The organism is Sphingopyxis sp. SCN 67-31 (assembly GCF_001725095.1).
In genome coordinates this window covers 35,017-58,360 of the sequence record NZ_MEFH01000076.1, presented here as the reverse complement: position 1 = coordinate 58,360, position 23,344 = coordinate 35,017, and the positions used below count along the sequence as shown (strand labels likewise).

Below are 23,344 nucleotides of genomic sequence, written 5' to 3'. Positions count from 1 at the left end.
ATAGGAGTGAATGATATCCGGGGAGGACGGGCAGATGATGCAATGGCGGAATTGGCGGGCGGGCCTCGTGACGATCGCGCTTCTAAGCGGCCATGCACCTGTCGCCGCTCAGCAACAACCCGGCTGGCGCGACGCGTTGATCGCCGATATCGAGGCCTTGCGATCGGTGGACGACGCGAACGCGCTGCAGATCGGGCGCTGGGCGGAAATCGGATATCAGGAGCACAGGAGCTCCGCGCTTCTTCAGGAGCGTCTGGCAAAAGCGGGCTTCAAGATCACCGCGCCTGTTGCCGGGATGCCGACGGCCTTTGTCGCCTCATATGGCGAAGGCAAACCCGTCATCGGCATTCTCGCCGAATTCGATGCCTTGCCCGGACTGTCCCAGGCGGGTGTTCCCGTCAAACAGGCAATGGACGGGCACGACGCCGGCCATGGTTGTGGACACAATCTACTGGGGGCCGGCTCGGTTCTGGCCGCTGTCGCCGTTCGGAACTGGCTGGCGGCGCACAAGGGGCGGGGTACGATCCGCGTTTACGGGACGCCTGCCGAAGAGGGCGGCGGCGGCAAGACATATCTGGTTCGCGATGGTCTGCTGGACGACGTGGATGTGATGATGAACTGGCATCCCGACAGCTACAATGCCGCCGTCACCAAATCGAACCTCGCGATGATCACCGGCAAATTCCGCTTCCACGGTTACGCCACGCACGCCTCTGCCGCGCCGGACAAGGGGCGGTCGGCGCTCGATGGGGTCGAGGTGATGAATGTGATGGCCAATATGATGCGCGAACATATCGGTGAAAAGTCGCGCATCCACTATGCGATAACCGGGACGAACCCGGCCCCGAATATCGTGCCCGATTTCGCGGAGGTCTATTATTTCGTGCGCGACCCTGACGCGCAGGAAGCCCAAAGGCTTTGGGATCGCATCGTCAAGGCGTCGGAGGGCGCCGCCCTTGGCACCGGCACGACCGTAGACCACGAAGTGCTGACGGGCCATTACGGCTATCTGCCCAACACCAGGCTGTCGCAGATTTCTCATGACAATCTGCAACGGGTGGGCGGGGTGATCTATGATGCGCAGGAAATGGCCTTTGCCCAAACGCTGATCCAGAGTTTCCAGCAGCCTGTACCGAAGATTGATCGGGCGCGGGAGATCCAGCCCGTCGAGTTGAATCCCACCGACATCTGGACGGGATCATCGGACGTCGGCGACGTGTCGTGGACGGTGCCGACCAACTGGATCAGAACCGCGACCTATGTGCCCGGCACGTCGGGCCATTCGTGGCAGGCCACGGCCGCCAGCAACATGTCGATTGGGTTGAAGGGCATGCATGTCGCCGCCAAGGCTATGGCGCTGACGACGGTCGACCTGATGCTGTCCCCCGAACTTGTGGCCGAAGTGAAGGCCGAGTTCGTCGAACGCCGTGGCGCCGGATATCGGTACACCCCACTTGTCGGGGATCGTAATCCGCCGCTCGATTACATGAAGTGAAGGACGAAGGCGCGCCTGTGGAGAGCTCTTCCGTCCTTGTCGCCCGCACGATGCTGTTCGTGCCGGCCGATCGTCCGGATCGCTATGCAAAGGCTCTGGGCAGCGGTGCCGACATCGTTTGCGTGGATCTGGAAGATGCGGTTGCGCGCGCGAGCAAGGCGGAGGCACGGTCTGCCGTCGCGGGGTTTTTCACCATCGCCGCCAAGCCGGAGGTTTGTCGCGCCTTGCGGATCAACAGCCTTTCGACCCTCGACGGGTCGAGGGATATTCTGCACCTGGCAACCCACGCCGTGCGGCCGGATGTCATATTGCTGCCCAAGACATGTTGTTCCAACGACGTCCGTTCGCTCGCTGCGCTGATGGACGAGATCGACCTGCATTGCCCGATCATCGCGATTGTCGAGACGGCGGAAGGCCTGGAAAACGCATCCGAAATCGCCATGGCGCCGCATGTTGCCGCAATCTGCTTCGGATCGGCCGACTATTCCGCCGAAACGGGCAGCGGAATGCACTGGGACGCCCTGCATTATGCCCGCGGCCGGATCGTTCAGGCCGCCGCGCGCGCAGGCATCCTCGCACTCGATGGCGCGTGGCTCGCCATCGCGGACATGGACGGCCTCGCCGAGGAAAGCCGCCGGCTCCCGGGGATGGGGTTCGACGGCAGGGTCGTCATCCACCCATCTCAGGTCGCTGCCGTTCACGAAGCCTTCCGCCCCGACGACCGCGATGTCGAACGCGCGAGGAAAATCGTCCTTGCCGCGGAAGGTCGGGGCGGGGCGGTCGTCCGCGTCGATGGCCACATGGTCGACCGCCCGGTCATCGCATGGGCCCAACGCTTGTTGGCGCGCGCATCACCCGGCGTCGGGTGATCCGGAAGCGTCGTTGATGGGGCGCGGATAAACGATATGCTGCGCGAAGTTCAGCTTATCCAGCGGGTGGATGTTGACCGTCACTTCCAGCTGCTCGCCCTTCGCGCTGTAGAAGCGCGTTATGTAGCGCATGCCGATCGTGCCTTCGGGAACCTTCAGAACCTTCGCTGCCTTATCGCGAATGACGATGGCGCGCATCTCCTGACGAACTTCGACGATGCTCTCGTCGTATATTTCCTGAAACATTTTGAAGATGATGAGCGTGTTTTTATTAACGCGCTCGTAAATCTTGGGAAAGGCGCGGTTGATGAAAACCTGGGTATAGCCGACGACTTCTTCCGACGTGTTGCTCGACCGATATCCTTCGATATGCAGCCATTCCTGGGCGGACGGGCACTGCAGCATCTCCGCCACATCCTTTCGCGCCACGATCAGATTCTTGTCGGTGATCTTCAGCTTTGCCATGTTGGAGTATTGCGTGATGGAATCGAACGCCTGGACGACATAGGGACTGGTCGTCGCCATGGTCGCCTCGACCCGCGTGCCGCCGCGGCGGCGGATCGATATCACGCCTCCGTTCTTCAACTGCTCCAATGCCTTGCCGACGGTATGCTTGCCGACGCCGAACGCTTTCGCGAGTTCGGGAACCGGCGGCAGGAGCGACCCGACCGGATACAGCTCGCTGTCGATATCTTCGCGCAGCCATGATGCGATCTGCTGGTAAAGCGGCACGCCCTTCTGTGCAATTCGCTGGTTCGGTTTCTGAGCCATGATTTTCCAAGGTTTTGAGGGGCGCTTCCGGCCCCGTTGCGACCGCCCCATATCACAGGATTTACCCGAAGTTGAGCGCCTATGCGGCGGCCTATGGACGCTGCTCTTGGTGCTTGACAATTAATAGAACCGGATTTAATTGAAAACATAATAAGGGACCGGCATGGTGAAGGGCCCAACCCCGGTGATTTTCAAAGGCTTACCCATCACAAGCCAAAGAAGGTCGCCTCTGCGCGCGGTGTGTCAGGATGCTTTGGCGAGGGTTTATGCGTGGTTCCATTCGACCTTGTTGCAACGGGAAGCGGATGATCGCCGCGTCTGCTCATGAAAGCGTCGCTCGCCGCCCTCCCGATTGATGACGCGGGCGCCATCGTCCCGTCGGCCCGCCCCATGAGGCCCCCGGCATCTCACGCTCATTCCTGGAGAATCTCATCATGCTTCCGTTAAACGGCGTCCGCATTCTGGCCGTAGAGCAATATGGCGCCGGGCCGATCGGCACCCAGTATCTCGTCGACATGGGCGCGGAAGTCATCAAGATCGAAAATCCGCGCGATGGCGGAGATATTTCGCGCTCGGTCGGTCCCTTCTTTCTGGACGACATGCCGGAATGCTCGGCAAGCATTTTCTATCAGGGTCTCAATCACAACAAGAAGAGCATGACCATCGACCTGACGCAGGATCGCGGCAGGCAGATCCTGCACCGCCTGGTCGAGAATGCGGACGCGATCGTCGGCAATCTGCGCGGCGATGTTCCGGAGAAACTCGGCCTTACCTACGATCATCTGAAGGCTTTCAATCCCAAACTGGTCTGCGGACATATCAGCGCCTACGGCCGCACCGGCGAGCGGGCGGGCTGGCCCGGATACGACTATATGATGCAGGCCGAGGCCGGCTTCTTCTCGCTGACGGGAGAGCCAGATACGCCGCCGACGCGGTTCGGGCTCTCGATCGTCGATTTCATGTCGGGACTGGCGCTCGCCTGCGCCACGGTGGCCGCCCTGCTGGAAGCCAGGCAGACGGGACGGGGCCGCGACGTCGACATTAACCTGTTCGACGTGGCGCTCTACAACCTCAACTACATCGCGCATTGGCAATTGAATTCCGGCCACAATCAACAGCGATTGCCGCGGTCGGCCCATGCCTCGCTGACGCCCTGCCAATTGTACAGGACGAAGGACGGATGGATTTATGTCATGTGCAACAAGGAGAAATTCTGGAGGATATTGTGCGAGAAGATTGGGCGAGGCGATCTTGCGGACGATCCGCGTTACGAGACATTCTCGAAACGATATGATGTTCGGGACGAGCTGACCGCCGTTCTGGATGATGTCTTCAGCCGGAAAACGACGTTCGAATGGATATCTGTTTTTGATGGAAAAGTCCCGGTCGCGCCCGTTTACGACGTAAGGCAGGCGATGGAGAATCCCTTCGTCACTGAATCCGGCCGGATACGGACCATAGCTCGAGACGGGGGGAGGGATTTCAAGATCCTGGGCAGCCCGATGAATTTCGGGGCCGACCGCCTCGACCTGAAAATGTCGCCGGCGCTGGGAGAGCATACCAGCAGCCTTCTTCGCGACATCGGCTTTGACGAGAACGCCATACGCGACCTCGAACTGTCGGGGGTGATCTGATGACGAGAGAAAGCGAGACGGGGGACATGATGTTCCCGGCCTATGTTCCTGTCGGAAAAGACCGGTACCGGGAACGCTTCGGCCTCGATTTCGAAGACTTCCGGGCAGGCCAGCATTTCCGGCATCGTCCGGGTTATACGATTACCCAGCAGGACAATATCGACGACTGCATGGACACGTTGAACCAGGCCATGTTGCATTACGACGCGCGATATGCCGCGCAAACCGAGTTTTCTTCGCCGCTGATGGTCACGACTGCCATGATCCAGCGGTTGATCGGGATGACGTGGAAAACTTTCAACAGGCGCAAGGCGATCATCCGCTGGGATCATATCACGATGAAAGCACCGATCTTCGCCGGCGATACCTTGTACAGTGAAAGCCGGATCATGGACACTTCGCAATATGATGATGCCCGATGCGGAAAAGTGACTGTCATGACATATGGGATCAATCAGAAGGACATTGTCTTCTGCGAAATGCAATATGATAGCCTGATATACAGGAAGGAATCTCTCCCGTTTTCGGAAAATAACTATTAGAAAGCTGGACAGGATGAAGGAATCATTCAATTTCCTGCGCCGACAGGCCGAGGATACATATATTGAATGCTACGGCGTCGACTTCGAGGATTTCGAGGTCGGCCAGGTTTTCGAACATCGGCCGGGCCGGACGTTCGAAGAGGGCGATTGCCACAAGCATGCGCTGCAATCGCTGGACCTTACCCCGCACCTCGTCGATCGCAACTATGCCCGCGCGGTGCGCGGGGAAAAAATGCAGGTCGCCGAAACCTACCTGCTGAGCATGATGGCGATGACGACCAAGACCTTCGGCAAGGTCGTCGCCAATCTGAGCCTGACCGATGTCGTTCTCCAGCCGGTCTATGCCGAGGATACGATCCTTCTGGAATCCGAAATTCTGGGCAAGCGCGAATCGGCATCGCGTCCGGACCAGGGGATCCTGCATGTCCGGACCCGCGCCCACAACCAGCACGGCGACGAGGTCTGCCGTTTCGAGCGCAAGTTTCTGGTCTATCGCAAGGGCCACGGTCCCTATCGCGCGGCGGGGTACTGACCAGCCCAGCCGCATCGCCTTTCATCAGCTTGGCCGCAGGCACTGATAGCGTTCGACGTCACCCGCACGGACGCAGGCGCACCGTCTTGCGCAGGCGTTCGTAGGGATAATCTTCAGGATCGTCGGCGAAGGCGCCCGGCGCCTTGATGAGGAGCACCTGTTCGGCGATCGGGCCGAACTCCGCCCGGAAATGGACCGCGCTCTTCACCACGACGATATCCCGTTCGGCCGGCTCGACCCCCAGATGGCGAAACGGTTCGAGGTCCATCGCCTGCATCCGCTTCGACGAGACCACGATCTCCGTACCACCGACCGTCAGCAGGGCCATCGGTCCCAGATCGACATCGAGCCCGCCAGCCACGGCGCCGCTGGTGCGAAACCGGCCGGTGCCCAACGCCTTCACCTTATAGCAGGCGCGGACCGGCTCCACGCCGTCCACCCTGACATGCCCGCCCAAGCTTATTTCGATCTCGCATCCCTCTCCGGCCGCATGCGCCGCCGCTGCGGCGTCGGCGTCACAGAGGATTCCGACCACCGCGTTGCTCGCCCCGGCCTCTAGCAGCGCACGAAGAATTCCCGTCGTGTCGGCGCTGCCTCCGCCTCCCGGATTGTCCTGCACGTCGGCCAGTACAACGGGTCGGGAGGCCGTCCGGGATATCGCGATCGCACGCGCCACGCCTTCGGCGGGCGTCAGCAATGTCGCATCGAAATCCGCCTCGCGCGACACGATCAGTTCCGTCAGGGCGTCGGCAACGCGATCGGCTTCGGTCTGGCTGTCAGCATAGGCCACCACGGTCGGGCCGCACCAGAACAGGTCCGAAGGCGGAAATCCGGCGGCATAGCAAAGGCTCAGCACATCGCCGTCGAGCAATCGCGATTCCGCGACAATACTGCGCGAGGGTTCGACCAGCGTGCATTGCGAGGTCGTTGGAATGAGAAACGGCATATGCCGGATGGCGCGCCCCGCCGGACGCGGCTTGCCCAGCAGGCTCGAAAGCAGTTTTGCCGCGCGCTCCCCCGTTTCCCGGCGATCGACGTGCGGATAGGTCAGGAACACGACCATGCCGTCGCAATGCTCGACCATCTCCGGCGTGATATTGGCATGATAGTCGAGGCTGACGACGATCGGTCTGTCGCCGACGACGGCCCGAACGCGCCGTAACAATTCCCCTTCGGCATCCTCGAAGGGAATGGATGCCATCGCGCCATGGAGGTCGAGATAGACGGCATCGACCGGCATGGCTTCGGAGAGGCGTCCGACCAGTTCGCCGGTGATGCGTTCGAACGCGTCATCGGTGACCGGTCCCCCCGCGCCGCCATGCGCCCATGCGAGCGGTATCAGCGCATGCTCGTCGCGCATGGCCTCGATGAAGGTGGTGATGGGGAACACGCCGTCGCGCAGCCAGTCGAAGATGGCGCTGCCCCGGACCAGCGGGGGACGGTCGCGATGGTCCGCGAAATACGCATAATCCGCGCGATGCGAAACGAAGCTGTTCGTTTCGTGACCAAAGCCTCCGATGGCGATTCGTGGCATGCGCCGTCCCCGTCCAGATTGTCGATACTGTCCGGATAAACCGAACTTGACAGAAATAAAACCGTATCTATAAAATTTTCATGCTTCAACCAAAGGGGAGCGAAGCCGGTCGAATCCCGCACTGATACCGAACGGCTGCAAACCCGGCCCGCGCGGCCTTGCGGCGCAGCGAAGCGGCTCGCCGTGTCCGGATGAACCCGGGATTTTCGTCAATTCGACGCCTCGAACAAGCAAATCAAACGGGTACGCCCTCAGGATCGCGGCCCACATGGGAGTGGCAGCCATATGAAAAACAAGCATGAGAACCCCGATCATCATGGCGTCGGCCATCTTGCCCGGCCCGACCGGCCGACTGCATATTCGCTGTCGGAGCGTTTCGAGCGCCTGCCATTTACCGGCTATCAACGGTGGCTCGCGGTCATTCTCGCGACATGCTTTGCCGCCGACGCCGTCGATCTCGTCATGCTGTCCTACCTGCTCTCGGCTATCACGCTCGATCTTGGTCTGACGGTCCAGCAGGCGGGTATTGCCGGCGGGTCGGTTTTCGCAGGCGTCGGCGTCGGCGCCACGGCCGCCGGATATCTGTCCGACCGTTTCGGGCGCAGGAAAATCCTGATCCACAGCATGTTGATCTGGGGGACGGCGAGCCTGCTGACAGCCTTTTCCTGGGATATCTGGTCCTTCAGCTTTTTCCGGTTCGTCACGGGTCTGGGGCTCGGCGCCGAACTGCCCGCGGTGTTCGCGCTGGTCGCCGAGATCATGCCCGCCAATCGCCGCGCTAGCATCAGCGGATGGATGCACGTCGCGTCGCAAAGTTCGGTCGTCCTCTTCACGCTGGCATCATTTGGCGTGATTTCGCTCATCGGCACTTCGCTGGGGTGGCGGGCGATGTTCGTCGTCATGTTCGTCGTCGCGCTGGCCGCGCTGTATATCCGCCGGAACTTGCCGGAATCCCCGCGCTGGTACGAGGCTTCGGGCCGCCACGACGAGGCGGAGCGCGCCATGCGGCGCTTCGAAGCTGCCGTTGCGGATGCATATGGAAAGCCGCTTCCATCGCCGAAATCGGACGGAAAAGTCGCGAGTGCCATAACCGGACACGGCGGATTCCGCACCCTGTTCGCGCCCGGCTATGCGCAACGAACCTTGTTTGCCTGGTCGCTCTGGTTCCTGTTCCTGCTGGCCTATTACGGGATCAGCGTCTGGGTCGGAAAATTCCTCGTCGACCGTGGGATGAGCATTACCGCATCCATCGGGACAGGAGTTCTCATCACGATGGCGGGCATACCGGCGGGCTGGATAACGGGACAGGCGATGGAGCGGTTCGGGCGCAAGATCGTCATCATCATCGCGCTGTTGTGCGTCGCGGTGGCCGCGTTCCTCTATGGACAGGCGTCCACATATGTCCTCGTCGTCGCGGCCGGAGCGGCGATGCACTTCTTCCTCGTTTCGGTCGCCACGGCGATCTACGCCTATACGCCCGAACTGTTTCCGACCCGCGCGCGCTCCACCGGGCTGGGAACCGCCTCGACCGTGGGGCGCATCGCGGCCGTTTCGGGCCCCTTGCTCATCTCGGCCCTGATCCTGAAATGGGACTATACCGGCGCGTTCATCGCTTGCGCCCTGTGCTTCTCCGCCGCGGCCCTGCTCGTCTGGTGGTTCGGGCCGGAAACGCAGGACCGGTCGATCGAGGATATTTCCTCCTAGGCTCCGTTCCCGGGCTCCGTTTCGACCGGATCGAAGCGGGCCCTAGAAACTCGCCCGTGCGGTGAGGCGGATGTCGCGGCCGGCGAGGGGCACGAAATCCTTGGTGAAGCTCGCGTGGCGCCGCGCGTCGACGTCGAAGATATTGTTCGCCGCCAGCGACAGCATCAGATGCCGCGCCTCGGGGAGCGGGCGCCAGCTGATCGACGCGTTGACCAGCGTGAAGCCCTTGGTCGGCGTCTCGAAGGCCGCGATGCGGGTCTGGTCGTCGGTCCATTCGACCTCGGCGCGCGCATCGACGCGGTCGCCCTGCGCCTCGATCCCGCCCAGGATGCGCAGCGGCGGGATGCGCGGCACATATGGGCCGCCCTTGATCTTCGCGCGCGTCATGTCGGCGGTGACGTCGCCGACGATGGCGAAGCCGCTGATCTGCGCCAGTCGCGCGCTCGCCTCCGCCTCGAAACCCCAGACGCGCGCGTCGCGCTGGAAATAGCGGAAAACGGGAAGGCCATCCTCCTCGGCGCCGGTCGCATCCGAATAGATGAAATCGTCGAACCAGTTCGAATAGACCGAAAGGCTGAAATTCACCGGATCGCTGCGCAGCTTGAGCGAGGCTTCGGCGCCCCAGCTCGCCTCGCGCTTGAGGTTGACGTCGCCAAGCTCGAACGACTGGGTGGCGATGTGCGGACCGTTCGAGAACAGCTCTTCCGCCGACGGCGCGCGCACCGCGCGGGCCACCGACACGCCCAGCTTTACCGCCTCGGTCAGGTCGTAATTGGCGCCGAGCGCGCCCGAGAAGGTGTCGAAGGCGCGCGTGATGCCCAGCGCCGGCGCGCGGACGCTGGTGCTTTCGAAGCGCGCCGCCGCCTCGAGGCCGAGCGGCCCCGCCGTCCATTCCTGAAGCGTGAACAGCGCATATTGGTCGGTCAGGTTGCGCGGGACGAAGGCTTCGGCGCCCACCGCGTCGAAATCGCGGTGGCTGAACTGCACCCCGCTCGCTCCGCGCCAGCCGCCGCGATCGTTCTGCGCCAGTTCGAGCCGTCCCTCGACCCCCTTGTTGTAAAAGACCGTGCCGACCTCGTCGCCTTCATATTCGGTATGCTGGTAATCGGCATAGCCGCCGCGCAGGCGCAGCTTGTCGAAGAAGCCGTCGCCCAGCTCGACCTCGCCGCGCAGGTCGGCGCGCCATTGCTTCATGCCGATCGTCACCGGGCCTTCGCCATGTTCGTGCCCGTGATCGTCGTCGTCATGATCGTGGTCGTCGTGGTCCCCGTGGTCGTGCGCGGTGTCGGGCCGTTCGGGGACGCCATAGCCGGTGTCGAAATAGCTGACCGAGATGCCGAGCTGCCCGCCGTCGTTGATCAGCGACAGGCCGCCCGCCGCCGTCCACGTCTCGCTCGCGGTGTTGGCGATCCGTCCGCGCCGGTTCGCCTGTGCGGTCAGCTCCGCCGCCTCGTCGACGTGGCCGTCCTCGATCGCATGCTCGGCGAGGTGGAGCAGCTGGCCGCGCAGCCCCGGTGCGTTGACATAGCCGCCGACGCGCATGTCGTCGGTCTTGCGCCAGCTTCCGTCGAGGTGCGCGACGACCTGCGGGCTCAGCGCGACGTCGATCGAGCCGCCGAGGTTGCGGTCGTCGGCCGCGGTCGCATAGCCGCCGATCGCGTCGATATGGACATGGTCCGCCGGAACCTTGCGCGGGATGCGGCGGTCGAACAGGTTGACCGCGCCGCCGATCGCCTGGCTGCCGAACAGCAGCACCGCGGGGCCGCGCAATATCTCGATGCGCTCGACGGTCAGCGGGTCGATCGTCACCGCATGGTCGGCCGAGGTGTTCGACACGTCGATCGAGCCGATGCCGTCGGTCAGCACGCGCACGCGCTCGCCCGAAAAGCCGCGCAGCACCGGCCGCGAGGCGCCGGGGGAGAAGCTGGTGGCCGACACCCCGGGCTGGCGGGTCAGGCTGTCGCCGATCTGTCCGCGGATGTCGCGGGCCAGCTCGTCGCCTTCGAGCACCGAGACGTTGCCGAGGATGTCGAGGCTGCGGACATAGGGGGCGGTCACGACGATCGGCTGGTCGGTGTGCAGGTCGTCGCCAACGCCTCTCGCGGTGCGGTCCTGCGCGAAGGCCGGAGCCGAAAGGACGAGCGCGAGGGTGAGGCCGGCGGCGGAGGATGACAGACGCATGGAGGATTCCCGTTGCTGTTTCGAAGCGATAGCGTCGTCGCAGTAATGATATAATATCACCAAGGCAAGTCTTCGGACGGCTGCGCACTGTCGTTGGTCGGACCCGATGCCCCGTTGGTCGACAAAGCCAGCCGATGGGCCGGCCAAGCGAAGCTGTCTTGCGGCGCATGGGTCGTCGTCCTAGATCGGGGGCATGACCATCGCTGAAAATAGCCTGGACCTGATCGGCAACACCCCGCTGGTGCTGCTGAAGGGGCCCAGCGAGGAAACGGGCTGCGAAATCTGGGGCAAGTGCGAATATGCGAACCCCGGCGGATCGGTGAAGGACCGCGCGGCGCTCTATATCATCCGCGACGCCGAGGCGAACGGCAGCCTGAAACCCGGCGGCACGATCGTCGAGGGGACCGCGGGCAACACCGGCATCGGCCTCGCGCTCGTCGGCAACGCGCTCGGCTACAAGACGATCATCGTCATGCCCGACAACCAGAGCGCCGAGAAGATGGCGACGATCCGCGCGCTCGGCGCCGAACTGGTGCTCGTGCCGCCCGCGCCCTTCGCCAATCCCGGCCATTTCGTCCACACCTCGCGCCGCATCGCTGAAGAGACCGACAATGCGATCTGGGCCAACCAGTTCGACAATATCGCCAACCGCAAGGCGCATATCTTCGGCACGGCGGAGGAGATCTGGCGGCAGATGGACGGCCGCGTCGACGGTTTCACCTGCGCCGCGGGGACCGGCGGGACGATCGCCGGAACGGGGCTGGGACTGAAGGCCAAGGACGCGGCGATCACCATCGCGCTGACCGATCCGCACGGCGCCGGACTCTATAATTACTACAAGTGCGGCGAACTGAAGCCCGAGGGGTCGAGCGTCGCCGAAGGGATCGGCCAGAACCGCATCACCGGCAACCTCGACGGCGCGCCGATCGACACGCAGTTCCGCATTTCCGATGCGGAGGGGCTGGCGGTGGTGCGCCGCCTGCTCGCCGAAGAGGGGCTGTGCCTCGGCCTTTCGTCGGGGATCAACGTCGCGGGCGCGATGGCGCTGGCGCGCGAACTGGGCCCCGGCAAGCGGATCGCGACGATCCTGTGCGACAGCGGCTTTCGCTATCTCTCGACGCTCTACAACCCCGAATGGCTCGCGAGCAAAGGGCTCGCGGAGGCGGCGGCGTGACCCGGCCGGAGATCCGGTCCCCGGTCGCGAGCGGACCGGCGTCGGCGCCCGCCGACGCGGTGCCGGTCCATGACACGATGCGCCGGCTGCAGATCGGGATCGCGGGGGTCGTCACCGTGCTGCTGCTCGTCGGGCTGGCGGGCGTGATCGGCGACCGGGCGCGTGAGAATGCGGCCAAGGACGTCGCGACCGCCACCGCGGTCCGCCTGCCCGGCGCAGAGGCTGGCAGCGGCAGTGCGCCGCTCGAGGACCTGGGGGTCCAGCCGGTGTCGAAGGAGGATAATGCGGGGGCCGCGATCAAGGTGCCGCAGGCACCGCCGTCGGTGGCGACCGTGCCCGACCTCGAACCCGATCCCGAACTCGCCCGCGCTCGCCAGTCGAAGCGGTGACGGCATCGGCCCGCGGGTCGCTGTGGCCGGCGCTCGCGGTCGCGGCGCTTGCCGCGGCGCTCGCCTGGTTCGCCGGCGGGCAGGCCATGCTCGGCCGGATCGACCCCGCGCTCGCGCTGCCGCTGCTCGTGCCGCCGCTGGCGCTGCTAGCTTGGTGGCGCCGTAACTATGCGGCCCCCGCGCGACGGCGCGGCGTCCTGATTGCGCTGCTGTCGCTCGCGGCGATCCAGTGTCTGCTCACCCTTCTGCTGGCGCGCGCGGTCGATGGGGGAGGGGTCGCGCTGGTCGCCGTCGGGGGCGCCGCCGCCGCGTGGCTGTGCGGCGCAATCATCCGCTGGCGCCGGCATGCCGGCCTTCGGGTCGCCGCGCTGCTCCTGCTCGCTGTCGGCTGGTTTGCCGCCGGCCACGCCGCGCTTGCACCGCTCTATCGCCCGGCCTTCCACACGGCGGCGCCTGCGACGATGCTGACCGGGCTGCCCTTGCGCTGGACCGGTGGCGGCAGCATCGCGGCGATGATCGCCGACGGGTCGCAGGACGATCCGGCGCTCCGTGCGATCGAGGCGGCGCTGCCGGTCCGCCTCGTCGACAGTCTTGTCGACCATCCGCCGCCGCCGGGCGGCGCGCTGCTGCTCGCGCACCCGCGCGCGCTCGCGCCGCGCGAACTGGTGGCGATCGACGCCTTCGTGCGCGGGGGAGGCCGGGCGGTCGTGCTCGCCGACGCGCTGTCGGGATGGCCGCCCGCGCATCCGCTCGGCGACCCGCGCAATCCGCCGGTCACGAGCCTGCTCACGCCGCTGCTCGATCATTGGGGCGTGACGCTGGACGCCGCGCCGCCGGGCGACCGCGCGGCGCGGCCGGTCGATGTCGACGGCGCGCGGCTGCGCCTGTTCAGCGCCGGGCGCTTCGCGCGCCTGCCGCCCGGATGCCGCAGCTTTGCGGACGCGCGCGTCGCCGCCTGTCCGATCGGACGGGGGCAGGCATGGCTGGTCGGCGACGCCGACCTGCTGTTCGCGCCGCTGTGGCAGCCGGTCCCGCCCTGGGCCGCGCATCTGCGCAAAGCCGACACGATCGAATGGATCGCGGCGCGGCTTGCCGGACGGGACGACGCGCAAGGCTGGCTCCGCCCGCTGTGGATACGGCCGGCGGCCGGTTAGGGCGCGTTGAATCCCGATACGGCTCCCCGGCGAAAGCCGGGGTCCAGATTGCGAAGCGCTGCCACGCGTGGACCGGGCTTTCGCCGGGGATCAATTGGCTGCCGAACAGGGATAATGGCCAATCCGTTTCGATCCATGATCTGTCGCCGGAAGCGCTTTCGGGCGTCCGCGCGCCCGTTCTGGCGCTCGATTTACCTCGGAATCGCCAATTTGGGGCGTGAATACCCGGTTTCACCCTAAAATACCCCTTTCCACCCCGAACGACTCTTGATAGGCAGGAATCGGAGAGGGGCAATCTCCGCCTGAGTCATTCGACCCGGAATCCTTGCGATTTCGGGATCAGGGAAGTTTTGCCCGGAGGCGCGAGAAACAGGGGCTGCAGCGATGGCGGTTGTAACGCCCGGACGATACTCGGGCACCAACTTCGCCGCGATCGATGGCAAGGGGCGGATCGCCGTCCCTTCGCAGTTCCGCAACAATGTGCCCCTCAATGCGGACGGTCAGCGCGTGCTCTGGGTCGGCTTCCATGAAAAGCTGCCCTGCCTGGTCGCCTATGGGCAGGACCAGTACGACCGCCTCTCCGACGAGATCGAGCGCGATCGCGACACCGCGCTCGCCCGCAATCTCGACTTCGACGAGGACGAGGCGTTCAAGAAGCGCTTCAGCTATACCGAGGCCTATACGCTCGACGACAGCGGGCGCTTCCTCCCCAACTTCACCGCGCGCGACCGCGTCGGAGAGGCGGGGGCGACCGCCTTCGTCGGATCGGGTCGCCGCTTCGAAATCTGGTGGCTGCCGACGCTTGCCGAATGCGCCGAGGCCGATCCGGTGCTCAAGCGGCTCGCGGCCGCCTGGGCCGAAACGAAGGGGAGGGCGCGCAAGTGACCGGGCTTCCCCGCGATCCTCGCCACGATCCGGTGCTGCGCGACGAGGTCGTCGCCGCGCTCGCCATCGGTCCGGGCGAGCGGCACGTCGATGCGACCTTCGGCGCCGGCGGCTATACCCGCGCGATGCTCGCGGCGGGGGCGGAGGTGATCGCCTGCGACCGCGACCCCGATGCGATCGCGGAGGGGCAGGCGCTGGTCGACGAGGCCGGCGGCCGGCTGACGCTGATTCACGGCCGTTTCGGCGAGATCGACCGCCTGCTCGCGGCGCGCGGGATCGATGCGATCGACGGCATCGCCTTCGACATCGGCGTGTCGTCGATGCAGCTCGACCGCGAAACGCGCGGCTTTTCCTTTCAGGCCGACGGCCCGCTCGACATGCGCATGGCGCAGGAGGGCGAAAGCGCCGCCGAGTGGCTGAACCGCGCCGACGAGAGCGAGATCGCCGACGTCCTCTATCATTATGGCGACGAGCGCCAGTCGCGCCGCGTCGCGCGCGCGATCGTCGCCGCGCGGCCGCTGTCGCGCACCGGCGAACTCGCGGCGGTGATCCGCAAGGCGCTGCGGCATCCGCCGGGCGCGCCGAAGGACCCGGCGACGAAAAGCTTTCAGGCGATCCGCATCCACATCAACGGCGAACTCGACGAACTGGTCGCGGGGCTGGAGGCGGCGGAACGCGTGCTGCGTCCCGGCGGCCGTCTTGCGGTGGTCAGCTTTCACAGCACCGAGGATCGCATCGTGAAGAATTTCCTGCGCGAACGCAGCGGCGGCGACGCCGGCGGTTCGCGCCACCGGCCCGCGCTTCTTCCTTCGGCGCGGGCCGCCACTTTCCACCCGCCCGCGCGCAAGCTGCGCCCGGGCAAGGCCGAAGAGGCGCGCAATCCGCGCGCGCGTTCGGCGACGCTGCGCAGCGCGGTGCGGACGGCGGCGCCCGCCTGGCCCGCGACGATGACGAAGGAGGCGATGTCATGCTGATGGCGGCCCGCAAGCTTCAGGGGATCGGCCTGGTCCTGCTGGTGCTGGTCTTCGCGATGATGCTCTACCCCGTGTCGCTCAAGGTCGCGGCGACGCGCAGCGAACTGTCGCGCATCGAAAAGCAGATCGACCGGACGCGCGACAATATCCGCTATCTCGAATCCGAACTGGCGGTGCGCGCGTCGATGCGCCAGCTCGAACAGTGGAACGCCGACACCTTCGGCTATTCGGCGCCCTCGGCGTCGCAATATCTGTCGAGCGAGACGCAGCTCGCCTCGATCGACCGCCTGCCGCGCGCGCGCGGCGCGAACGAGGTCGCGCCGGTGCTGATGGCGATGGTCAGCCCGGTCGGCACGCCCGAAGCCGCGCCCGCCCCGCCGGCCGCCGCGCGGCCCGCCGCCGAAAAGCCCGTCGTGCTCGCGCAGGCGGACAGCGCGGTGCGCAGCGACGCGCTGCCACACATGGCGCCGACGCGGCGGCGTGAACAGCTCAAGATGATCGAGGACCAGCTCCTCACCGAATCGACGCTCGCCGACCTCAAGCGTCAGGCGGCCCGCGAAGCGGCGGGAGGCAAGACGCCGCAATGAACACGCTGGTCGTCCGACCGACCCGGGTACGGACCGCGGGGGTGCGGCAGCAGATATTGCTGACCGCGCAGCAGCGTCTGATGATGCTGATGCTGCTGTTCATGGCGGCCTTTTTCCTTGTGTCGGTGCGGCTCGTCTATTTCGCGCTGTTCGACACTTCCGCCGGGCACCGCAACGGATCGGCGACCTTCGTGCCCGCGCGCGCCGACATCGTCGACCGCAACGGCGTGCCGCTGGCGCGGACGATCGACGGCTATTCGATCCGTGTCGTGCCGTCGAAGCTGCTCAACAGCCGGCCCTATCTGGCCGACGAGCTGCACCGGATCTTTCCAGACATGCCGCGCGAGGACCTGCTCGCAAAGCTGAACGGGCCGCGTCCCACCTATATCCGCCGCCGCGCGCTGCCCGATCAGGTCGCCGCGGTCAACGCGATCGGCGATGTCGGGTTCGACTTCCCGCGCGAGAAGGAGCGGCTCTATCCGCAGCTTTCGCTCGCCGCGCACGTGCTGGGCTTCACCAACGCCGACGGGCAGGGCGTCACCGGGGTCGAGGGCGCGTTCGAGGAACGGCTGACCGACAAGGCGACGCGCGGCGATCCGCTCGCGCTGTCGATCGACGCGCGCGTGCAGGGCGTACTCGAAAGCGAGCTGTCGAACGCCGTCGCCAATCTGGAGGCGATCGGCGGCGCCGGGCTGATCCTCGACGTCCACACGGGCGAAGTGCTGGCCATGACCTCGCTGCCCACCTATAATCCGAACAAGCTGGCGCCCGACAACGGCGGCGCGCGGCGCAACGCGGTGACCTATAACCTCTACGAGCTCGGTTCCACCTTCAAGCCGCTGTCGATCGGGGCGGCGATCGACAATGGCGTGGTGACCAGCATGGCGAAGCGCTACGACGCGACCCGGCCGCTCGCGATCGCCGGATTCCGCATCCGCGATTCGCACAGCATGGGCCGCTGGCTCAACGTGCCCGAAACGCTGATCCACAGCTCGAACGTCGTCACCGCGCAGATCGCCGACCAGCTCGGCCGCGAGAAGATGGAGGAACTGTTCCGCAATCTCGAGTTCGACAAGCGGCCGGGGATCGACATCAAGGAACGGGCGTTTCCGCTGTGGCCGCGCGACTGGGGCCGGCTGACGACGATGACGACCAGCTACGGCCACGGCATCGCGGTGACTCCGCTGCACCTCGCCAGCGCCTATGCGGCGCTCGTCAACGGTGGCATCTGGCGCCCGGCGACAATCCTCAAGCTGGGCGACAAGGCGCCGCCGCAGGGGCGCCGCGTGTTCAAGGCGTCGACCAGCGCACGGATGCGCCAGCTTCTCCGCCTGATCGTGTCCGACGGCACCGGGCGCCAGGCCGACGCGCCCGGCTTCCGCGTCGGCGGCAAGACGGGCAGCGCCGAAAAGCCGGGCGCGGGCGGGTATCGCCGCCATTCGCTCGTCTCGACCTTCGCCGCCGCCTTCCCGATGGACAATCCGCGCTACGTCGTCCTCGCGATGATCGACGAGCCGAAGGGCAACGCCTTCAGCTCGGGGCAGCGCACCGCCGGCTGGACCGCCGCGCCGGTGGTCCGGAAAGTGGTGATGCGCGCGGGGCCGATGCTCGGCGTCTTCCCCGACGAAAGCCGCGACGTCGACGTGTCCGAACTGACGCCGCTGCTCTGGAAGGGCGGGAAGGCGGACTGATGCGTCTCTCGGCGCTCCTCGACCCGCCGGGCCCCTCGGGTGCCGACCCGGTCGTCACCGGGCTCGCCATCGACCACCGCAAGGTCGCGCCGGGCACGATCTTCGGCGCCTTCGCCGGCGAACGGTTCAACGGTGAGGATTTCATCCCCGCCGCCATCGCGGCCGGCGCGATCGCCGTGGTCGCGCGGCCGGGGGCGACGGTGGCGGGCGCGGTGCACATCGCCGACCCCAACCCAAGGCGCGCCTTCGCGCACATCGCGGCGCGCTTCTTCCACCGCTTTCCGGCGACCTGCGTCGCGGTCACCGGCACCAACGGCAAGACCTCGACGGTCGAGATGACGCGCCAGCTCTGGCGCATGGCGGGCTTCCACGCCGCCTCGATCGGCACGCTGGGCATCACCACCTCGAACGACAGCGCCTCGACCGGGCTGACGACGCCCGACATCGTGACCTTCCTGTCGAACATGGCGGGGCTCGCCGCGGAAGGCGTGACGCACGCCGCGTTCGAGGCGTCGAGCCACGGCCTCGACCAGTATCGCACCGAAGGGGTGCCGGTGAAGGCGGCCGCCTTCACCAACCTCAGCCACGACCATCTCGATTATCATGGCGACATGGATGCCTATCTGGCCGCGAAGATGCGGCTGTTCCGCGAGGTGGTCGATCCGGACGGCGTCGCGGTGATCTGGGCCGACGATCTGTGGTCGGCGGCCGCGGAGTATGAGGCGAAGCAGCGCGGCCTGCGGATTCTGACGGTCGGGCGCGAGGGCGAGACGCTGCGGCTCGTCGCGCGCGAGCCGACCCAGCTCGGCCAGTCGCTGACGATCGCCGCGGGGCCGCTCGCGCAGAAGGTCACGCTGCCGCTGATCGGCGCCTATCAGGCCGCCAATGCGCTGGTCGCGGCGGGGCTCGTCATCGCGACCGGCGGCGACGTCCAGCAGACGCTGGCCAATCTCGCCCGTCTCCAGCCGGTGCGCGGCCGCCTCGAACGCGCGGCGATCACTCGCGCGGGCGCACCGGTCTATGTCGATTATGCCCACACGCCCGACGCGATCGCGGCGGCGCTCGACGCGCTGCGCCCGCATGCGAGCGGGCGGCTGATCCTCGTTTTCGGCGCCGGCGGCGACCGCGACCGCGACAAGCGGCCCGAGATGGGCCGGGTGGCGGCCGCCGGGGCCGACGTGCTGATCGTCACCGACGACAATCCGCGCGGCGAGGACCCCGCCGCCATCCGCGCCGCGATTGCGGCAGGCGCGCCCGATGCGCGCGTGATCGGCGACCGCCGCGCCGCGATCGCCGCCGCGATCGCCGAGGCGCGCGCCGACGACATCGTCTGCATCGCGGGCAAGGGGCACGAGCAGGGGCAGATCGTCGGCAGCGGCGCCGCGGCGCGCGTCATCCCCTTCGACGACGTCGCCGTCGCGCGGGAGGCGGCGGCATGACCCCGCTGTGGACCGCGCGCGCCATCGCCGCAGCCACCGGCGGCACCGCCAGCGCCGACTTCACCGTGCACGGCGTCGCCTTCGATTCGCGCGAGGTGACAAAGGGCGACCTGTTCATCGCGATGAAGGGCGAGGCGACCGACGGCCACAAGTTCATCGACAAGGCGATCGTCGCCGGCGCCGCGGGCATCGTCTGCGAAACCGCCATCGACCATCCGCACGTCCGCGTCGCCGACAGCGCGGCGGCACTGAATGCGCTGGGCATCGCGGCGCGTGCGCGCAGCCATGCCCGGATCGTCGGCGTCACCGGATCGGCGGGCAAGACGGGGACGAAGGAGGCGCTGTTCGCGGCGCTCGACCGCTTCCGCCCCGGCAAGGCGCATCGCTCGGTCAAGAGCTACAACAACCATGTCGGCGTGCCGCTCAGCCTCGCGCGCATGCCGGGGGCCGCCGACTTCGGCATCTTCGAGATGGGCATGAACCATGAAGGCGAACTTGCGGCGCTGACCCGCATGGTCCGCCCGCACGTCGCGATCGTCACCACCATCGCCCCGGCGCATATGGAATATTTCGGCAGCGAAGCGGCGATCGCCGACGCCAAGGGCGAGATTTTCGAGGGGCTCGAACCCGGCGGCACCGCGATCATCCCCTTCGACAGCCCGCATCATGCGCGGCTGCGCGCGAAGGCGGAGCAGCATGCCGCGCACATCGTCAGCTTCGGTTTCGGCGAGGGCGCGGACGTGCGCGCGGTCGACTGGCTGCCCGACGGACAGGGCGGCTCGCTGGTCACGGCGCAGGTGCAGGATGCGCTGCTCTGCTTCACCATCGCGCAGGCGGGGGCGCATTGGGTGTCGAACGCGCTGGCGGTGCTCGCGGCGGTCAAGGCGGTCGGCGGCGATCTGCCCGCGGCGGGGCTCGCCTTTGCCGAGATGGGCGGGCTCGCGGGACGCGGCGCACGCCACCGCGTCGCGGTGCCCGGCGGCGAGATTCGGGTCATCGACGAAAGCTATAACGCCAACCCCGCTTCGATGGCGGCGACCATCGGCCTGCTCGGCGACGAATCCGCCGGGCGCAAGGTGGCGATATTGGGGAGCATGAAGGAACTCGGCCCCGATGGCGCCGCCTATCACGAAGGGCTGGCCGCTCCGCTCGTCGCGGCGGGAGTGCAGTTCGCCCTGCTCGTCGGCGAAGAGATGGCGCCGCTCGCCAAAGCGCTTGAGAGGCGCGTCGATTTCGAGCATGTGCCCGCCCACGCGGACGCGACCGCGCGGCTGAAGGACGTGATCCGCGCCGGCGACGTCGTGCTGGTCAAGGGATCGAACAGCGTCGGCCTGTCGCATGTCGTCACGGCGCTGACCAACGGGGACTATTGATGTTATACTGGCTGGCGGAATGGCTTGGCTTTCCCGGGGCTCTCAACCTCATCCGCTACCTGAGCTTCCGCTCGGGCGCCGCCGTCGCGACCGCGCTGATCATCGGGCTGTGGATCGGGCCGCGCTTCATCCTGATGCTGCGCATGCGGCAGGGGAAGGGACAGCCGATCCGCGACGACGGCCCGCAAAGCCATCTGGCGAAACGCGGCACGCCGACGATGGGCGGGCTGATGATCCTGATTTCGCTGATGGTTTCGGCGCTATTGTGGATGGACCTGTCGAACCGCTTCGTCTGGGCCTGCCTGTTCGTCACCGGCGGCTTCGCGCTCGTCGGCTTCCTCGACGACCTCGACAAGGTGACCAAGTCGAGCCATCGCGGCATTCCGGGGCGCGTGCGGCTGGCGATCGAATTCGGCATCGCGGCGGTCGCGGTGCTGCTGATCGTGTCGCGCACCGGCACCGACCTCTATCTGCCCTTCTTCAGCGACGTCACCATCCCGCTCGGGCCCTTCTTCTATGTCTTCGCGATGGTGCTGATCGTCGGCTTCGGCAATGCGGTGAACCTGACCGACGGGCTCGATGGGCTCGCGACCTTTCCGGTGATGATCGCCAGCCTGACCTTCCTCGTCATCGTCTATCTGTCGGGCAATGCGAAGTTCGCGGGCTACCTCGGCATACCGCACGTGCCGGGGGCGGGCGAGCTCGCGATCTTCGCCGCGGCCATCATCGGCGCTTGCCTGGCTTTCCTGTGGTTCAATGCGCCGCCGGCGGCGGTGTTTATGGGTGACACCGGCAGCCTCGCGCTGGGCGGGGCGCTCGCGACGATGGCCGTCACCGCGCAGCACGAACTGGTGCTGGTCCTCGTCGGCGGGCTGTTCGTGGCCGAGGCGCTGTCGGTGATCATCCAGGTCTTCTGGTACAAACGCACCGGGCGGCGCGTCTTCCGCATGGCGCCGATTCACCATCATTTCGAGCAATTGGGATGGCCCGAATCGACCGTGGTCATCCGCTTCTGGATCGTCTCGATCGTCCTCGCGCTCGCGGGGCTCGCGACGCTCAAGCTGCGATGATCGCCGCGCGCGCCTTCGCCGGCCGCCGTTATGCGGTGCTCGGGCTGGCGCGCTCGGGCCTCGCCACGGTCGAGGCGCTGATCGCCGGCGGCGCGGGCGTCACCGCGTGGGACGACCGCGCCGACGCGCGCGACGCGGCGATGGCGCTCGGCGCCGACATCGGCGATCCGCTGGCGATCGACCTCGCCGGTTTCGCGGGCGTCGTGGTCTCGCCGGGGGTGCCGCTCAACCGCCATCCGATCGCCGACCATGCGCGCGCGGCGCACGTGCCGGTCATCGGCGACGTCGAACTGTTCGCGGAGGCGCGCGCCGATCTGCCCCCGCACAAGGTCGTCGGCATCACCGGCACCAACGGCAAGTCGACCGTCACCGCGCTGATTACCCATATGCTCCAGACGGCGGCGATCCCGGCGCTGATGGGCGGCAACATCGGCCTGCCGATCCTGACGCGCGATCCGTTGTCGCCAAATGAAAACGGCGTCGGCGTCTATGTGCTGGAACTGTCGAGCTATCAGATCGACCTGACGAGCAGCCTCGCCTGCGACGTGGCCGTGCTGTCCAACATCACGCCCGACCATCTCGACCGCTACGACGGTTTCGAAAGCTATGCCGCCTCGAAGGCGCGCCTCTTCGCGCTCCAGACCCCCGATCAGGTCGCGGTGATCGCGGTCGACGACGATCCGTCGCGGATGATCGCGGGGCGCGTCGCGCATCGGCTCCACCGCGTGTCGGCAAAGGATATCGACCCCGCCGACCAGGCGCGCTGGCCCGCGCTGCAGGGACCGCACAACGCACAGAACGCCGTCTGCGCGATCGCGGTGTGCCGCGTGCTGGGGCTGAACGACGAACAGATCGAGCGTGGGCTCGCGACCTACACCGCGCTCCCGCATCGCATGGAATGGGTCGGCGAAGCCCGTGGCGCCCGCTGGTACAACGACAGCAAGGCGACCAACGCGGCTTCCGCTGCACCGGCGCTGGCGGCCTTTCCGCCGGCGCCGGACCAGCGTCTGCACTGGATTGCCGGGGGGCGGGCGAAGGGCGACGGGCTCGCCGCCTGCCGCCCGTGGTTCGGCAACGTCAGGCGCGCCTATCTGATCGGCGAGGCGATGGACCCGTTCGCGGTCGAGATCGGCGACGCCATCGCGGTCGAACGGTCGGGCGACCTCGCGACCGCCGTCGCGCAGGCCGCCGCCGCCGTCCGGCCGGGCGACGTCGTGCTGCTGTCGCCCGCCTGCGCCTCCTTCGACCAGTTCGGGGATTATGAGCAGCGCGGCGACGCGTTCCGCGCGGCCGTTTTGGCGCTTGGCGAATGACGGCCTTTCATCTCCGTTCGTGTCGAGCGAAGT

The 23,344-nt window shown here is 66.5% G+C and carries 20 protein-coding genes; 17 read left to right on the top strand and 3 right to left on the bottom strand.

Translation table 11 applies throughout. The features are described from left to right. The first annotated feature begins 67 nt into the window (after positions 1–67). Both ABS88_RS16210 and ABS88_RS16205 read left to right on the top strand, forming a co-directional pair. Positions 68–1,495, top strand: a complete 1,428-nt coding sequence (locus tag ABS88_RS16210; RefSeq protein ID WP_286750136.1) for an amidohydrolase — start codon at positions 68–70, stop codon at positions 1,493–1,495. Next, positions 1,492–2,364 carry an HpcH/HpaI aldolase/citrate lyase family protein gene (locus ABS88_RS16205; protein WP_158682098.1) on the top strand — a complete coding sequence of 291 codons (873 nt, stop codon included), beginning with the start codon at positions 1,492–1,494 and terminating at the stop codon, positions 2,362–2,364. Before ABS88_RS16210 ends, ABS88_RS16205 begins: the two co-directional genes overlap by 4 nt. Here the strand turns inward: ABS88_RS16205 and ABS88_RS16200 are convergent. Next, positions 2,347–3,135 carry a GntR family transcriptional regulator gene (locus tag ABS88_RS16200; RefSeq protein ID WP_083675035.1) on the bottom strand — a complete coding sequence of 263 codons (789 nt, stop codon included), beginning with the start codon at positions 3,133–3,135 and terminating at the stop codon, positions 2,347–2,349. The two genes, ABS88_RS16205 and ABS88_RS16200, sit on opposite strands and share 18 nt — an antisense overlap. A gap of 434 nt (positions 3,136–3,569) precedes the next feature. Here ABS88_RS16200 and ABS88_RS16195 point away from each other — a divergent pair, with 434 nt between their 5' ends. Genes ABS88_RS16195 through ABS88_RS16185 form a run of 3 tightly spaced genes read left to right on the top strand, consistent with a single transcriptional unit; the run spans position 3,570 to position 5,843 of the window. Continuing rightward, a complete protein-coding gene (locus ABS88_RS16195) occupies positions 3,570–4,769 on the top strand; it encodes a CaiB/BaiF CoA transferase family protein (protein WP_076074582.1) in 1,200 nt (399 codons plus the stop codon). Then, the gene (locus ABS88_RS16190) at positions 4,769–5,311 is read left to right on the top strand and encodes a hotdog family protein (protein ID WP_083675036.1); all 543 of its coding nucleotides are present in this window, start codon (positions 4,769–4,771) and stop codon (positions 5,309–5,311) included. Before ABS88_RS16195 ends, ABS88_RS16190 begins: the two co-directional genes overlap by 1 nt. Positions 5,312–5,324: 13 nt before the next feature. Then, positions 5,325–5,843 carry a MaoC family dehydratase gene (locus ABS88_RS16185; RefSeq protein WP_076074583.1) on the top strand — a complete coding sequence of 173 codons (519 nt, stop codon included), beginning with the start codon at positions 5,325–5,327 and terminating at the stop codon, positions 5,841–5,843. 58 nt (positions 5,844–5,901) lie between these two features. Here ABS88_RS16185 and ABS88_RS16180 read toward each other — a convergent pair whose 3' ends face one another. Continuing rightward, entirely contained in the window at positions 5,902–7,377 is a 1,476-nt protein-coding gene (locus ABS88_RS16180; RefSeq protein WP_076074585.1) for a M81 family metallopeptidase, read from the bottom strand. Between the two features lie 285 nt (positions 7,378–7,662). Between ABS88_RS16180 and ABS88_RS16175 the strand changes: the two genes are divergently transcribed. Further along, on the top strand, positions 7,663–9,081 hold the full coding sequence (locus tag ABS88_RS16175; protein ID WP_286750135.1) for an MFS transporter: 1,419 nt from the start codon (positions 7,663–7,665) through the stop codon (positions 9,079–9,081). A 42-nt stretch (positions 9,082–9,123) separates the two neighbouring features. On the opposite strand, the gene ABS88_RS16170 is transcribed toward ABS88_RS16175, so the two are convergent. Next, on the bottom strand, positions 9,124–11,262 hold the full coding sequence (locus ABS88_RS16170) for a TonB-dependent receptor (protein ID WP_212597514.1): 2,139 nt from the start codon (positions 11,260–11,262) through the stop codon (positions 9,124–9,126). 193 nt (positions 11,263–11,455) lie between these two features. Between ABS88_RS16170 and ABS88_RS16165 the strand changes: the two genes are divergently transcribed. From ABS88_RS16165 to murD, 11 genes are all read left to right on the top strand, one after another. Beyond that, a complete protein-coding gene (locus ABS88_RS16165) occupies positions 11,456–12,436 on the top strand; it encodes a cysteine synthase A (protein ID WP_067105585.1) in 981 nt (326 codons plus the stop codon). Continuing rightward, positions 12,433–12,825: a hypothetical protein gene (locus ABS88_RS16160; RefSeq protein WP_234002593.1), complete on the top strand. Its 393-nt coding sequence runs from the start codon at positions 12,433–12,435 to the stop codon at positions 12,823–12,825. Before ABS88_RS16165 ends, ABS88_RS16160 begins: the two co-directional genes overlap by 4 nt. Continuing rightward, positions 12,822–13,979 (top strand): Gldg family protein, encoded by a 1,158-nt coding sequence (locus tag ABS88_RS16155; protein WP_244857936.1) that lies wholly within the window; start codon positions 12,822–12,824, stop codon positions 13,977–13,979. The genes ABS88_RS16160 and ABS88_RS16155 overlap by 4 nt, the downstream gene beginning before the upstream one ends. 384 nt (positions 13,980–14,363) lie before the next feature. Then, the gene (locus ABS88_RS16150) at positions 14,364–14,864 is read left to right on the top strand and encodes a division/cell wall cluster transcriptional repressor MraZ (protein WP_067105580.1); all 501 of its coding nucleotides are present in this window, start codon (positions 14,364–14,366) and stop codon (positions 14,862–14,864) included. Beyond that, a complete protein-coding gene (rsmH, locus tag ABS88_RS16145; RefSeq protein ID WP_067105578.1) occupies positions 14,861–15,838 on the top strand; it encodes a 16S rRNA (cytosine(1402)-N(4))-methyltransferase RsmH in 978 nt (325 codons plus the stop codon). The genes ABS88_RS16150 and rsmH overlap by 4 nt, the downstream gene beginning before the upstream one ends. Further along, positions 15,832–16,425 (top strand): hypothetical protein, encoded by a 594-nt coding sequence (locus ABS88_RS16140; protein WP_067105575.1) that lies wholly within the window; start codon positions 15,832–15,834, stop codon positions 16,423–16,425. Before rsmH ends, ABS88_RS16140 begins: the two co-directional genes overlap by 7 nt. After that, on the top strand, positions 16,422–18,116 hold the full coding sequence (locus tag ABS88_RS16135) for a peptidoglycan D,D-transpeptidase FtsI family protein (RefSeq protein ID WP_067105573.1): 1,695 nt from the start codon (positions 16,422–16,424) through the stop codon (positions 18,114–18,116). Before ABS88_RS16140 ends, ABS88_RS16135 begins: the two co-directional genes overlap by 4 nt. Then, positions 18,116–19,555, top strand: coding sequence for a UDP-N-acetylmuramoyl-L-alanyl-D-glutamate--2,6-diaminopimelate ligase (locus tag ABS88_RS16130; RefSeq protein ID WP_076074591.1), 1,440 nt, complete (start codon positions 18,116–18,118; stop codon positions 19,553–19,555). The genes ABS88_RS16135 and ABS88_RS16130 overlap by 1 nt, the downstream gene beginning before the upstream one ends. Continuing rightward, entirely contained in the window at positions 19,552–20,928 is a 1,377-nt protein-coding gene (locus ABS88_RS16125) for a UDP-N-acetylmuramoyl-tripeptide--D-alanyl-D-alanine ligase (RefSeq protein WP_286750134.1), read from the top strand. The genes ABS88_RS16130 and ABS88_RS16125 overlap by 4 nt, the downstream gene beginning before the upstream one ends. Then, positions 20,928–21,998: a phospho-N-acetylmuramoyl-pentapeptide-transferase gene (gene mraY / locus ABS88_RS16120; protein WP_104959450.1), complete on the top strand. Its 1,071-nt coding sequence runs from the start codon at positions 20,928–20,930 to the stop codon at positions 21,996–21,998. The genes ABS88_RS16125 and mraY overlap by 1 nt, the downstream gene beginning before the upstream one ends. Continuing rightward, positions 21,995–23,311 carry a UDP-N-acetylmuramoyl-L-alanine--D-glutamate ligase gene (gene murD, locus ABS88_RS16115; RefSeq protein ID WP_067105565.1) on the top strand — a complete coding sequence of 439 codons (1,317 nt, stop codon included), beginning with the start codon at positions 21,995–21,997 and terminating at the stop codon, positions 23,309–23,311. The genes mraY and murD overlap by 4 nt, the downstream gene beginning before the upstream one ends. Positions 23,312–23,344: the final 33 nt, after the last annotated feature.

Coding starts and splice junctions, on each gene's coding strand:
- ABS88_RS16165 (WP_067105585.1), top strand. CDS start 11,456: ATGACCATCGCTGAAAATAGCCTGGACCTGATCGGCAACACCCCGCTG.
- ABS88_RS16150 (WP_067105580.1), top strand. CDS start 14,364: ATGGCGGTTGTAACGCCCGGACGATACTCGGGCACCAACTTCGCCGCG.
- ABS88_RS16135 (WP_067105573.1), top strand. CDS start 16,422: ATGAACACGCTGGTCGTCCGACCGACCCGGGTACGGACCGCGGGGGTG.
- ABS88_RS16140 (WP_067105575.1), top strand. CDS start 15,832: ATGCTGATGGCGGCCCGCAAGCTTCAGGGGATCGGCCTGGTCCTGCTG.
- murD (WP_067105565.1), top strand. CDS start 21,995: ATGATCGCCGCGCGCGCCTTCGCCGGCCGCCGTTATGCGGTGCTCGGG.
- ABS88_RS16185 (WP_076074583.1), top strand. CDS start 5,325: ATGAAGGAATCATTCAATTTCCTGCGCCGACAGGCCGAGGATACATAT.
- ABS88_RS16170 (WP_212597514.1), bottom strand. CDS start 11,262: ATGCGTCTGTCATCCTCCGCCGCCGGCCTCACCCTCGCGCTCGTCCTT.
- ABS88_RS16125 (WP_286750134.1), top strand. CDS start 19,552: ATGACCCCGCTGTGGACCGCGCGCGCCATCGCCGCAGCCACCGGCGGC.
- ABS88_RS16190 (WP_083675036.1), top strand. CDS start 4,769: ATGACGAGAGAAAGCGAGACGGGGGACATGATGTTCCCGGCCTATGTT.
- ABS88_RS16175 (WP_286750135.1), top strand. CDS start 7,663: ATGAAAAACAAGCATGAGAACCCCGATCATCATGGCGTCGGCCATCTT.
- ABS88_RS16130 (WP_076074591.1), top strand. CDS start 18,116: ATGCGTCTCTCGGCGCTCCTCGACCCGCCGGGCCCCTCGGGTGCCGAC.
- mraY (WP_104959450.1), top strand. CDS start 20,928: ATGTTATACTGGCTGGCGGAATGGCTTGGCTTTCCCGGGGCTCTCAAC.
- ABS88_RS16200 (WP_083675035.1), bottom strand. CDS start 3,135: ATGGCTCAGAAACCGAACCAGCGAATTGCACAGAAGGGCGTGCCGCTT.
- ABS88_RS16195 (WP_076074582.1), top strand. CDS start 3,570: ATGCTTCCGTTAAACGGCGTCCGCATTCTGGCCGTAGAGCAATATGGC.
- ABS88_RS16180 (WP_076074585.1), bottom strand. CDS start 7,377: ATGCCACGAATCGCCATCGGAGGCTTTGGTCACGAAACGAACAGCTTC.